This is a genomic window from Methylomonas sp. BG-2 (genome assembly GCF_057766305.1).
Genome location: NZ_JBYMAP010000128.1, coordinates 1 through 12,167 on the forward strand (window position 1 = coordinate 1; position 12,167 = coordinate 12,167).

Sequence of the window (12,167 nt, forward strand, 5' to 3'; positions counted from 1 at the left end):
GCCAACATTCCGGTCATAACGCCTCCTTACCGCGAAAATCGTCGATGGCCACCATCAACCAAGCCCAGGCTTCACGCTCGATCGGGCCCGCGGTCTTGTCCAGGCCTATCCGCAAATAATTCAGCTCCGCATCGATTTTTTCCCACGGCAGCATACCCAAACGACTGATCAAAATCGCCGCTTCCAACACGGCATATTGCGCCCGGTTAAAACCGCGAAAGGGCTTGTGATTGGCCTCGTATATCGCCTCGCAAAACAGCGTGGGTCGGAGGTCATCCTCGTCCAAACGGCTCAAGCGCCATTCGCTGTGCGCCAGTGCATCGGTCAAATACACTCCGGTAACGCGCTCGGCCGGCGTTAGCGGCCAATCACGGCGACCGGTAACGCAACCGGCGAAGATCCGGACGTCGTCGCAATAATTGATAACGGCAACTCCGGTTTCCAGGATGTTGTCCAGCGTCGTCGACGGCTTGAACGGCAGGATGGCTACCCCGCCTTCGACGATGTGAATACCCATCGGCGCGATATGCGGACGACCCTGGCGGTTGACCGTCGTCACCACGGTTTCTTGAATCATAGGGGATAAGGTCTATTCTGAATCGGGAAATAATCACCAGCCCAGCGGCCGGCGAGCGCGCAATTCTAATCGCGGCGCCCGCTCTTGGGGATAATTTCTTTATCGCCGTTGCCCCGCGCCACTATCAAATAAGAACATCATGCATGCGATCAACATAGCCGACTTATCGATTCTACTCATTGAGCCGTCCACGACTCAACTGAAAGTCATTGTCCAGCATTTACGCGGTGAAGGCATTTCCACCATCGAAGGCGTCGGCAGTGCCGCCGAGGCGTTGAAGTTGCTGCAAACCGGCAGTCCGCCGGATTTAATCATCAGCAGCCTGTACCTGCCCGACATGACGGCGGTCGAACTGGTCGAACAACTGCGGCACGATCCAAAACTACACACCATTCCCTTTATGCTGATCTCCAGCGAGTCGAGCTTCGAGGTCCTGGACGCCATCCGCCAAGCCGGCGTGGTCGCGATTTTGCCCAAACCTTTCGCCCACGATGATTTGAAAAACGCGCTGCGGGCGACGATAGAATTCATCGACCCGCAAGAAATCAGCCTGGAGCATTACGACATCGAAAACGTTCGGGTCTTGGTCGTCGACGACAGCAATCTGGCCCGTAAGCATATCTGTCGGGTGTTGAACAATATGGGTATCGTAAAGATCACCGAAGCCCGAGACGGTAAGGAAGGCGTCGAACTGTTCGAACAACATCAGGATGGCTTCGAATTGATTGTCACCGACTACAACATGCCGATCATGGACGGCCAGCAGTTGATCAAACACATCCGCCAGGATCTGGGCAATTCCATCGTACCGATTCTGATGGTTACCAGCGAAGACAACCAAACCCGCCTCAGCAACGTCCATAAAGCCGGCGTGTCGGCGATTTGCGACAAACCCTTCGACCCGCACACGGTCAAGGAAATGCTCTATCGAGTGCTGGAGCCGGATTGACCGTTGACCGCCAGGATTACGGCGGGGATCGGCCGAGCCCAGCGTCGGCCAAATTACACCGCGGTCAGCGGCGGCCTTTTAATTCAAGGCTTGCAAAGCTCTTAAAATCGCTGGGTAGTCGAAATTCTCGGCGAGTTGCGTCAGGGTTTTAGCCAAATTCGGATCGAGCACGGCAATGAGGGCGATCACATCGGCAATCCGTTCCGCCTCCAGACTCTCCAACGCTTGCACCAGCGCCTCGCGCAACGGAGACGACAACACCAGCAGGCTGCCGGGCGTCAACACCGCGGCTTCCTGTTCCGGCGCGACGGAACCCTCGTAAATAAACCGGATGCCCAATTGCCGAGTCAAGCAATCATAGATTTCGCTGAACCGGTAAGGCTTGCGCACGAAGTCGTCCATTCCCGATTTCAGTAATTCCTCGCGCTGCTCAACGAATACCGACGCGGTGACCGCCACGATTTTGACAACCTCGCCGCCCGGCAGCCCGCGTATGATCCGGGTCGCTTCCTGACCATCCATGACCGGCATGCGCCTATCCATCCAGATCAAATCCGGCCGCCATTCGCGAAACAGAGCGACGCCGCGCTCGCCGTTCTCGGCGACCTTGACCGGCAATCCGACCGATTCCATTAAATTGGTCAACAACAATTGGTTTTCGAGCTGATCCTCAACGATCAGGATGCGATAATTCGGCTGACCGGGTGCCAAGCCCACCACGTTGGCGGACTCCCGGCGCGGCGAACTGAGCACGTCGGCTTCGCCGGCCTCGATGAGCGGCAAATCGATCGCGAATACCGAACCCACCCCGGGAGTACTGCGCAACTCTAATTTGCCACCCATTAACTGCACGAACTGGCGGGTGATGGTCAAACCCAATCCGGTACCCTTGTTGGCGCCCTGTTCGCCTAATTGTTCAAACGGCTCGAATACCCGTTGCTGGTCGCTGGGCTCGATGCCGGGACCGGTGTCTTCGACCTCGATCAATAAATGTGAGGTACTGTTCGCCCGCACGCCCAAGCGCAAGGTTACTCCGCCTTGCTCGGTGAACTTAACCGCATTGCCCACCAAATTAATCAACACCTGGCGTAAGTGCGCCTGATCGCCGACCACGTAACGCGGAAAGCGTGACGACTGATCGACCAGCAAGCGCAAGCCCTTTTCCTTGGCGCGGATATCGAGCATCTCGGTGATGTCGCGGATCAAACCACCCAGATCGAAAGCGACGTTTTCCAACTGGACCCGGCCGGCTTCGATTTTGGCCATTTCCAGTACATCGTTGATCAAATTCAGCAAATGCTCTCCGCTGCGGTTGATGATATCCAGATTCATGCGCTGATCGTCGCGTAATTGCGGATCGCCGCGCATCACGTTGGAAAAGCCCATGATGGCGTTCAGCGGCGTGCGCAATTCGTGGCTCATGTTGGCCAGAAAGGTACTCTTGGCCTTGTTGGCGGTTTCGGCGGCGTTGCGGGCCAACACCAAGTCGGCGGTGCGCTGTTGCACTTCTTCCTCGAGATGGTCCTTATAGCGCCGGAGCTGCTCGGCATTCCGCATGCGCTCGGTCATGTCGATAAAGATCGCCAACACGTCATCGCCCAGCACCACCCCGGCGATATCCATGACCCGCTCTTCGCCATTTTTACACGTCACTCGATATTCGCGCGGCCGAATACGCTCACCGCTATCCAGCGCTTCGCGAACGGCCGCGTCCCAGGTCGCCATCGCCCAGGCCCGGTAGTCCGGATCCGGGTAGGCCTTTTGGAACCAATCCGCCAACGTCGGAATGTCGGAGCGCGAGTAGCCGAACAATTCGGTGAAGCAATCGTTGAACTCCCGAATCTCGCCGTTCTTGCCAGCCGACCCCAACGGGATCGGCATGACCTGCACCAAGCGGCGAAACCGCGCCTCGCTGGCGAATTTGGCGGCCTTCTCCGACTCGATCGCATCCAGCATCCGATACAGATGGCGCGCCAAAGTGCCAACCTCGTCGCGCCGGGTCAAGGCTTCGCGCTGAAAGGTCCGACCATGCTCCGCGTCGATGGCGACGGTCATCAAATGATTCAGGCCACGGGTCAATCCCCGCGACAATGCGGTGGCGATCACGACAATGCTCAGCAACAACAAACCGGCGATCCCCAATCCAGCCAGGGCCAGCGAGCGCAGTTCATGGAGTTTGCCGGCCCGGCTTAACTCGACTCTCAGCCAACCGATAGGCGCGTTGTTAGCCTTGATCGGGACCGCGACATCGATCAAATCGTCCCGATTCAGAACGATTTGCGGTTTGGCCGCCCGGCCGAGCAAGCTCAGACTGACCGGGTCAGTGAAATATCGGCCGATAAACTCGGGCCGGGTCGCGGCCAGCACCTCGCCGCGCGGCGAGATGACGGCGGCAAAACTCAAATCGGTGGTTTCCGCCGCGCCTTGCAGGACTTCCTGCAAACCGGCCAAATCGTTGGCCAACACCCAGGACGCGCTACCAACGGCCAACGTCCTGGCCAATTCGAACGCGCCGCGCTCGCCTTGTTCGTATAAAAATTCGCGTTGCGCCGACAGCAACAGCAGACCGGCGCCGGCGATGGTCGCCAACGCCGCCAGCGAAAAGGACCAGACCATCTGACGGCGGATGGAACGCCCCCAAAAAAAGTGCATGCCAGACAGCAGTTTGCGTAGCCCTTTCATCGAAAGTTGTCGTCCATTCAGTCTAGCGGCCTCACCGCGCTCGAAAATTTAGCCAAAAAATCGCGAACCGGCTGGTAGGTGTCGGCGTTGGCCGGCTCGAAATACGACACCGGCAAGCCGGCCAGAATGGTTCTGCCCTCGTCGCTATCGCGCATGGCCAATAATTGTTCGGCAAAGCGTTCGGCCAGCGCGCCAGGAATATCGACACGCACCACCCAAGCATTATTCGGCAGCGTGTCGGTCCGCCACATGACCGCCAACTCGGCGGCCTGATCCGGACGCTGTTTGGAAAAGCTGGCCCAAGGCACCGGCCAAGTCGCGCCGGCGGCGACATGGCCGAGCAATACATTCATAATCGCCGACTCTTGCGATCCGACGTAGCGATTCTCGATGTCGCGGTTGACGTCGATACCGTGGGTCTGCAAGAAATACTGCGGCAACATCGTCGCCGCCAACGCGGTCGGCGCGGGATAAGCCACCGCCTTGCCTTTCAGATCGTTTAGCTCGCGGATTCCGCCATCCCTGCGCACCAGGATGATGCCGCGAAAATTGTCGTCGTCGGCCATTTTGGCAAAGATGCGATAGCCGTGTTCCAGCGCCTTGACCGACTGATAGGGATTGGGCATCGCGAAGGCAAAGTGGCCGGCATACAGTTTCTTATCGAATTCTTCGTAATTGCGCGAGGCTTCCAGCTTGAAACGCGCGTCGGGCAGCCGCCGGTTCATATAGTCGACGATGGGACCGTAGACCTCCATCAAGCGTTGCGGATTATGTAAGGGATGGATACCCACGACATATTCGACAATTTCCGGCGGCGCATCGCCCAGACTGGGGCTATAGGCGGGCTCGTCGGCGCGCTGACAAGCCATCGCCGCCAGCGACAGCAATAGCCACGAACGACCTCGCTTCAGCGCGCGACTCAGCATGGTTGGCATCCCGATTTCCCCCAGAGTTTCAATTTACGCCGGCCTTCCATTCCCCACTTTCACTAAGGATAGTCTAAGCGGCCGCCGGCGAAGGCAAGTTGACCTCGCCGACAGCCGACAGCCGCGTGCTGTCGGCGGTCAGTCAACGCGCCGGCGATCCGCGCCAAACCGCCGGCAGCCGCAACTGCCCTAGCCGGGCAAAGCCGCGCCGTAGCGCCGCCATCCCATCGTCGATCGCGGTGTAGGCCACCGGAATTACCACCAAACTCAGCGCGGTCGATGTCAGCAAGCCGCCGATCACGGTAATCGCCATCGGTGCCCGGAAACTCGGGTCCGCGCCCAGGCCGAGCGCGATCGGCAGCATGCCGGCGCCCATCGCGATCGTCGTCATCAGGATCGGTTGCACCCGCTTGCGGCAACTGTCGACCACCGCGTCCAGCCGGCTCAGACCGTGCTCGCGGCGGGCAATCATCGCGTATTCGACCAGCAGGATCGAGTTTTTGGTGACGACGCCCATCAGCATCAACAGTCCGATCACACTCGGCATCGCGAAGCTGCCGCCGGTCATCAGCAAGGCCAGAAAAGCCCCGCCCAGCGATAAGGGCAGCGCGCCGAGAATGGTCACCGGCTGACTGAAGTCGCCGAACAACAATACCAGCACCACATAAATGCACAACACGCCAATGGCCATCGCCCCGCCGAAACTGCCGAACAACTCGTTCATCCGTTGCGCATCGCCCGATTCTATCGTGCGCACGCCGGCCGGCAGATTTTGCAGCGTCGGCAATTGCATGGCCTCGGCCAACACGTCGCCGACCGCCCGCTCGCCCAACTCGATGTCGAACGTGGTATTGCGCATCCGGTCCAGCCGGTCGATTTGCTGCAAGCCGCCGGCCAGGCGAATGTCGGCCAGGGTGGCCAAACTGACGCTGCCGCCGCGTCCGGCCACCCGCAGTTGGCCGATTTCGTCCAAGCTGTGGCGCACGGTTTCGGCCAGCCGCACCCGAATCGGAATTTGCCGTTGCGGCAGATTCAGCTTGGCCATCACGTTGGAGTAATCGCCGTAACTGGCGACCCTCACCACGTCGGCCAAGGCCTCGACCGTGACACCCAATTCGGCGGCCTTGCCGAAATCCGGATTGATTTGAATCTCCGGGCGTTGCAGGCTGGCGCTGGAGGTAATGTTCCCGAGACCGCGCAGTTGGCGCAACTCAAGTTCGACCGCATCGGCGGCCCGGCGTAAGGCTTGCGGATCGTCGCTGGCCAGCGTCAGTTGCAATTTCTCGCCGCTGCCGCCGGCACCGACGGCCACCCGCACGCCGGGCAGATCGGCCAGTTTCTCGCGAATCGCCGCCTCGACCGCCGCCTGTTTATACGGGCGCTCGGCGCGGTCGCGCAAACTCAAGGTCAAGGTGGCCTTGCGCACTTCGTAGTTGGTGGTGGCGGCATCCGCGCCGCCGCCACCGCTACTGGAGACGCCGGCCGCGGTGAACACCTGGGTGACGTCGGGCAATTCGCGCAAGCGGCGTTCGGCCTCGACGGCGATGCGCCGGGTTTGCGCCAGCGAACTGCCCGGCGGCAATTCCAACGAAACCTTGGTCTGACTGTTATCCGCCGCCGGCACGAAGCCCTTGGGTAGCAAGGGCATCAAGCTCAAAGAACCCACCACGAACACCAACACGCCGACGCCGACCGTGATTCGATGGCTCAGACACCACTCGACCGCCCGCAGATAAATACGCATCACCGCGCTGTCGCCGCTATCGCGTTCCGGATGCGGCTTCAGCAGATAGGCCGCCATCATCGGCGTCAGCAAGCGCGCCACCAACAACGACGCCAGTACCGCGGCGGCGGCGGTCATGCCGAATTGGCGAAAGAATTTGCCCGGTATGCCGCCCATGAACGCGGTCGGCAAGAACACCGCGACCAAGGTAAACGTGGTGGCGATCACCGCGAAGCCGATTTCGTCGGCGGCGTCCATCGCCGCTTGCAACGGCGTCTTGCCCATCCGCAAGTGGCGGACGATGTTTTCGATTTCGACGATGGCGTCGTCCACCAAAATCCCCACCACCAAGGCCAGGGCCAGCAGCGACAGAATGTTCAGGCTGAAGCCGAAATACCACATCGCCGCGAAGGTCGGCAAAATCGACAAGGGCAAGGCGACCGCCGCGACCAGCGTCGCCCGCCAATCCCGTAAAAACCACCAGACCACAATGACGGCCAGGAAGGCGCCTTCGTAGAGCAAATGCATGGAGCCGGTAAAGTTGTCCTCGACCGGCTGCACGGTGTCGAAGGCCTCGCGGATTTGCACTTGCGGATGCGCGGCGGCAAACTCGGCCAGCGCCGCGCGCACCGCTTCGGCCACGGTGACTTCGCTGGTGCCTTTGTTGCGGACGATGTCGAAGCCAACCACCGGCTTGCCGTCCAAAGTCGCGTAGGTGGAACGCTCGGCGATGGTATCGCTGATGTCGGCGATTTGGTCCAGTTTGATGTGGCTGCCGTTGGCCAGCGGAATGTCCAGGTTGCGCAGCTCGCCGGCCGTCGCCACCCGGCCCAGGGTGCGCACCGCTTGCACGCCGCCGCCGATGTCGCCGCGGCCGCCGGACGCGTCTTGCTGTACTTTTTTCAGTTGCGTCGCCACCTCGCTGACCAGCGCGCCCAAGCCCGCCATCCGCACCGGATCGAGATCGACGTGCACCTCACGATCGACGCCGCCGGTGCGGGTGACCTTGCCGACGCCGGTCACCGCCAACAAGCGCTTGCTGACGTCGTTATCGACGAACCACGACAAGGCCGCTTCGTCCATGTTTTCGGCGCTGACCACGTAGGTCAAAATCGCGCCGCCGGCGGTCGTGGTCTTGGAGACGATGGGCGCCGCCATCGCCGACGGCAATTCCGAGCGGGCGCCGTCCACCGCGTTGCGCACTTGATTTAGCGCCTCCTCGGAATTTTTATCGATGTTGAACTCGACCTTGATCGAAACCGAACCGTCGGTGATCGTGGTACGCACGTGCTCGACGCCGCCGATCGCGGCGATCTTGTCTTCGATCTTGCGCGCCACTTCGGTTTCCAATTGCGCCGGCGCCGCGCCTTCCAAGGTAGCGGCGACGGTAATGGTCGGCACTTCGATGTCCGGAAAGTTTTGCTTGCCCAATTGCTTGAGACCCAAGCCGCCCAGGATGGACAGCACCGCGAACAATAACAGACTGGGTACCGGCTTGCGGATGGCCCATGCGGAAAAATTCATGATTTTACTCCCGCGCCCGAAACCGCTCGACGCGGCGCTTGGGCGCTGATAAATGGTGATGCGTTCGGCATCGTGGTTGAAAAAGCTGCGGTTGGCAGGCGCCCGCCGGCGCTTTAACTGACGGATGGCTTAGACCCGGTTTAGATCTTGGGCGTAACGTTGACGATGTCGCCGTCCTTTAAAAATGCGCCGCCGCCTGCAACCAAATGGGCATCGCCGGCAATGCCCTCGCGGATTTCCACCCAGTCGCCGACCCGGCGGCCGGTCACCACGTTGCGCTGTATCACCGTTTGAGTCCCGGTGGCGACCGAGGATTCGGCGATTTCGAACAAATAATCGCGGCCGTCCCGTAACACCAGCGCGGTCTGCGGCACTACCAAGGCAGCCTGTTCGCCGACGGCGATGCTACCTTGCAAATACATGCCCGGTTTGGCGGCGGCATTGGGAATATCGACGTAAACCAGCGCGTTGCGGGTAGCGTCGTCCACGGTTGGCGCGGTCATCCGCACAGTGCCGCTCACCCGGCCGCCGTCCGGCAAGCTCAATTCAACGGTTTGGCCGGGCCGAATTTGGGCGAGCTGCTGGGCGTTGACCTCGGCCCGCCACTCAACCCGTCCCTGCCGCACCAGCCGGAACAACTCGGTGCCCGCCGTCACCACATCGCCCAGGCCGGCGCTACGCGCCGAAATCACGCCGTCGTCAGAGGCAACGATGTGGGTCTGGCGCAAGCGAATCCGCTGGTTTTCCAATTCGGCTTCCGCCAAGGCCAAGTCGGCGCGGGCGGTTTGTTCAGCGATCACGTATTCGTCGATTTTCTGCGACGATAGCGCGCCGCTGTCTTGAATTTCGCGGGCGCGGGCGGCGTCGGCGCGGGCCTTGGCCAAATTCGCCCGGCTTTTATCGACGCTGGCTTGTTGTTTGTGCAGTTCGGCAACGACGGTGTCGTCGGCCAACACCGCTAAATCCTGGCCGCGCTTGACCCGGTCGCCAACATCGACCAAGACTTGCTTGATGCGCAAACTGCCGATTTCGGCGCCGATTTTGGCTTCCTGCCAAGCCGCCACCGCACCGTTGACCTTGATCGTGGTCGGCCAGTCTTGCCGACTGGGCGTCAGCGTTTCGACCGCCAGCACTGCCTTGGATCTGGCGGCGATGGCCGCCGGCGCCGGCGCGCTGGTCAGGGCCGGTAACGCAATGCTCAGTCCGGCCAAGGTCAGGCCGGCAATCCAGGTCGGTAACGAAAATGTTTGATGGATATTCATAGTGACTCCTCGCTCCGGGTCTCGCCCGCGCTCAATTGCGTATCCTGGGCGCGCCAACCGCCGCCCAAAGCCTTGTACAACGCGATCCAATACCGCACGCGATTTTGTTGTTGCGCGATGTAACTGATTTCTTGCGTGATCATTTGCCCGCGCGCATCTTCCAACGACAGCAGACTCAGCCCGCCGGCCCGCCAATTCAGCTCGGCCGCCCGAAAATACTGGCGGTATTGCTCGGCGCTACGGCCTTCGACGCGTTCCCGTTGCTCGGCGCCGTTCAGATTGACCAAGGCTTGCTCGACTTCCTTGATCGCGGCGCGAATATCGCTCCGGTAACTGGCCCATGCGCTGGCATAGGCGGCTTCGGCGCTATCGACCTTGGAGCGCAATTCGCCGCCGTCGAAGATCGGCAAGGTCACGGTCGGGCCGATCGACCAGGTGTTGCTGCTCAGGGTCAAGCCGGTAGTTTCGGTTTTGCGCTTGCCGATCGAACCGGTCAGGCTGACGCTGGGATAGCGCTTGGCGACCGCGTTGCCAATGTCGGCGCTGGCCGCCGCCAGCTTGCGCTCGTCGGCGGCCAGATCAGGACGCTGAGTCAATAGATCGGCCGGCACGCTATCCACCCGGAATTGGGTCGGGGTCGGTATGCCGCTGCCTCGATCCAACCAAGCGCGCAACTCGGTCTCGGCCAGGCCGGTCAACGCCACCAAGGCTTTAACCGTGTTGTCGCACTCGACGCGTTGGGCGATCAGACTGGATTCGCTGGCGTGCAGGCTGGCCTCGGCCAAGACCGCGTCGGCCGGCGACGAAAAACCCGCGCCGGCCAGGACGCCGGTCAAGCGCGCGGTATCTTGCTTCGAAGCGATCGCGTTTTGATAGGCCGTCACCGTCAGTTGGCAGGCCCGGTAACCGACGTAATCGCTCGCCACTTCCGCCACCAAACTCACTTTAGCGTTGTGTCGGGTCATTTCAGCCGCATCCAGCCGGGCCTGCTCGGCTTGGCGGCCGAAGGCAAATTTGCCGAACAAATCCAGCTCCCAGCTGGCGTCCAGGCTGCCGGACAGAATTTGGGTAATCCCGCTATTGAAGCTTGACCCGCTAGTGCCGGTGGTTTGCGCGCTGGTTCCGCTAGAGGAGCCCCCCTTGGAACGACTGAATGCGCCATTCGCGGTCAAGCTGGGCATGCCGCCGGCTTGGGCGCTGGCCAGGTTGGCGCGCGCCGAAGCAATGCTCGCCACCGCTTGATCCAGCGTCGGATTATCCTGCTCGGCGGCCTGTAGCAAGCGGGTCAACACCGGATCGTTGAACTGGCGCCACCAGTCCAGCCGTTCCGCCGCGCCGTCGGCCTCGGTGCGCCGAACTTGCCATTGCGCCGGCGTGTCGACGGCCGGTCGAACGTAATCGGGGAACACGCTGCAGCCGGCCAGCGCGCCGCCGGCCAATATGGTCATGATCGCGGCCTTCATGACGGCCTCCGGCCGGCAATGCCGTATAAAAACACCTGCACCACGAATTCGACGTGGGCGCGCGCATCCCAATCGGTTTCCAGAATGCCGAACAAGGCTTTGTTTCGCGGCTCGGCAATCAACATTTCCAAAAACAAGGCCGCCGCCGGCTCGAACTCCGCTGCCGACAACCCGGTATCCCCGGCGTGCCGGTGCAGGTAAGCGGCGATCATCTCTTGAATGCGCTTGGGGCCGGTGTTCTTGATCAAATCGCTCAGTTCCGGAAACCGGCAGGCTTCGGCGACGCCCATCCGGTAAAACGAGATCATGTCGGGCTGCATGACTTTGCCCAGCAGCTTTTCGCCGAGCGCGATCAAGCCGTCGCGGCACGACAGATCCCGTAAATTTTCGATACCTTGCATTTCGGAAATGTCGGTTTCGACCAGCCTATCCACCGACGCCAGCATTAGCTCGGCCTTGTTTTTATAGCGTTCGTAAATGGTCCGGGTCGAAACCCCGGCCGCCACCGCGATTTTGGCGATGCTGGCGGCGGCATAGCCCTCGCGCATGAACAACACCAGTGCCTGATCCAGCAAATGATCGTTGCGCTCGGCTTCGGTACCGGCTTTCGGCCGTCCCACCTTGGGTTTGTTAAGCGTTGTCGCTGTCATGGTCTGCTCCGGGAAAATAAAAATAAAACGTTTTGTTTTTATTATTCCCGAAGAAGCGCCTCTTCGCAAGCAACAAGACAAAAGATTTGCTGAGATTTACAAATATTTACCGAATTCATCATTATTCGGCGCTTGTCCTAACCGTGTAGATTCAAGTCCTTTTGCGACAGCCGTCGCCCTCTGGATACCCGTGTCGAGCTTCACCAACCGCGATACGATAAAATTCGCTTGTAAGCCCTGACCGACAGACAACGTCGCCCCATGCCCAACCCAGCCATGCCAGCCGATTCCCCCATTCGCATTGCCCATTCGAACGCCGCCGATCCGACAACGGCGGTCAACCAGCTATACGCCAGTCTGGTTCAAGAGCGGCTTGCCGCCGTGGTGTTTTTTTGCTCGGCCGATTACGAT

The 12,167-nt window shown here is 60.6% G+C and carries 8 protein-coding genes; 1 reads left to right on the forward strand and 7 read right to left on the reverse strand.

All coding sequences use genetic code 11. The features are described from left to right. Nucleotides 1–13: 13 nt before the first annotated feature. The gene (locus AC3B8H_RS13175; protein ID WP_488442006.1) at nt 14–577 is read right to left on the reverse strand and encodes a DUF447 domain-containing protein; all 564 of its coding nucleotides are present in this window, start codon (nt 575–577) and stop codon (nt 14–16) included. Between the two features lie 139 nt (nt 578–716). Between AC3B8H_RS13175 and AC3B8H_RS13180 the strand changes: the two genes are divergently transcribed. After that, nucleotides 717–1,526: a response regulator gene (locus tag AC3B8H_RS13180; RefSeq protein ID WP_488442007.1), complete on the forward strand. Its 810-nt coding sequence runs from the start codon at nt 717–719 to the stop codon at nt 1,524–1,526. Between the two features lie 78 nt (nt 1,527–1,604). Here the strand turns inward: AC3B8H_RS13180 and AC3B8H_RS13185 are convergent, their stop codons facing one another. From AC3B8H_RS13185 to AC3B8H_RS13210, 6 genes are all read right to left on the reverse strand, one after another. Beyond that, nucleotides 1,605–4,208, reverse strand: a complete 2,604-nt coding sequence (locus AC3B8H_RS13185) for an ATP-binding protein (protein ID WP_488442008.1) — start codon at nt 4,206–4,208, stop codon at nt 1,605–1,607. Between the two features lie 17 nt (nt 4,209–4,225). Continuing rightward, entirely contained in the window at nt 4,226–5,143 is a 918-nt protein-coding gene (locus AC3B8H_RS13190; protein WP_488442009.1) for a phosphate/phosphite/phosphonate ABC transporter substrate-binding protein, read from the reverse strand. 133 nt (nt 5,144–5,276) lie between these two features. Continuing rightward, nucleotides 5,277–8,381 (reverse strand): efflux RND transporter permease subunit, encoded by a 3,105-nt coding sequence (locus AC3B8H_RS13195; protein ID WP_488442010.1) that lies wholly within the window; start codon nt 8,379–8,381, stop codon nt 5,277–5,279. Between the two features lie 140 nt (nt 8,382–8,521). Beyond that, nucleotides 8,522–9,643 carry an efflux RND transporter periplasmic adaptor subunit gene (locus AC3B8H_RS13200; RefSeq protein ID WP_488442011.1) on the reverse strand — a complete coding sequence of 374 codons (1,122 nt, stop codon included), beginning with the start codon at nt 9,641–9,643 and terminating at the stop codon, nt 8,522–8,524. Next, nucleotides 9,640–11,106 (reverse strand): efflux transporter outer membrane subunit, encoded by a 1,467-nt coding sequence (locus AC3B8H_RS13205; protein ID WP_488442012.1) that lies wholly within the window; start codon nt 11,104–11,106, stop codon nt 9,640–9,642. Before AC3B8H_RS13205 ends, AC3B8H_RS13200 begins: the two co-directional genes overlap by 4 nt. Next, complete coding sequence (locus AC3B8H_RS13210) at nt 11,103–11,756, reverse strand: TetR/AcrR family transcriptional regulator (RefSeq protein ID WP_488442013.1); 654 nt, start codon at nt 11,754–11,756, stop codon at nt 11,103–11,105. The genes AC3B8H_RS13205 and AC3B8H_RS13210 overlap by 4 nt, the downstream gene beginning before the upstream one ends. Nucleotides 11,757–12,167: the final 411 nt, after the last annotated feature.

What these genes read in the sequence shown, in the direction of transcription:
- AC3B8H_RS13175 (WP_488442006.1), bottom strand. Translation starts at nt 577, where the DNA reads ATGATTCAAGAAACCGTGGTGACGACGGTCAACCGCCAGGGTCGTCCG.
- AC3B8H_RS13180 (WP_488442007.1), top strand. Translation starts at nt 717, where the DNA reads ATGCATGCGATCAACATAGCCGACTTATCGATTCTACTCATTGAGCCG.
- AC3B8H_RS13185 (WP_488442008.1), bottom strand. Translation starts at nt 4,208, where the DNA reads ATGAAAGGGCTACGCAAACTGCTGTCTGGCATGCACTTTTTTTGGGGG.
- AC3B8H_RS13190 (WP_488442009.1), bottom strand. Translation starts at nt 5,143, where the DNA reads ATGCCAACCATGCTGAGTCGCGCGCTGAAGCGAGGTCGTTCGTGGCTA.
- AC3B8H_RS13195 (WP_488442010.1), bottom strand. Translation starts at nt 8,381, where the DNA reads ATGAATTTTTCCGCATGGGCCATCCGCAAGCCGGTACCCAGTCTGTTA.
- AC3B8H_RS13200 (WP_488442011.1), bottom strand. Translation starts at nt 9,643, where the DNA reads ATGAATATCCATCAAACATTTTCGTTACCGACCTGGATTGCCGGCCTG.
- AC3B8H_RS13205 (WP_488442012.1), bottom strand. Translation starts at nt 11,106, where the DNA reads ATGAAGGCCGCGATCATGACCATATTGGCCGGCGGCGCGCTGGCCGGC.
- AC3B8H_RS13210 (WP_488442013.1), bottom strand. Translation starts at nt 11,756, where the DNA reads ATGACAGCGACAACGCTTAACAAACCCAAGGTGGGACGGCCGAAAGCC.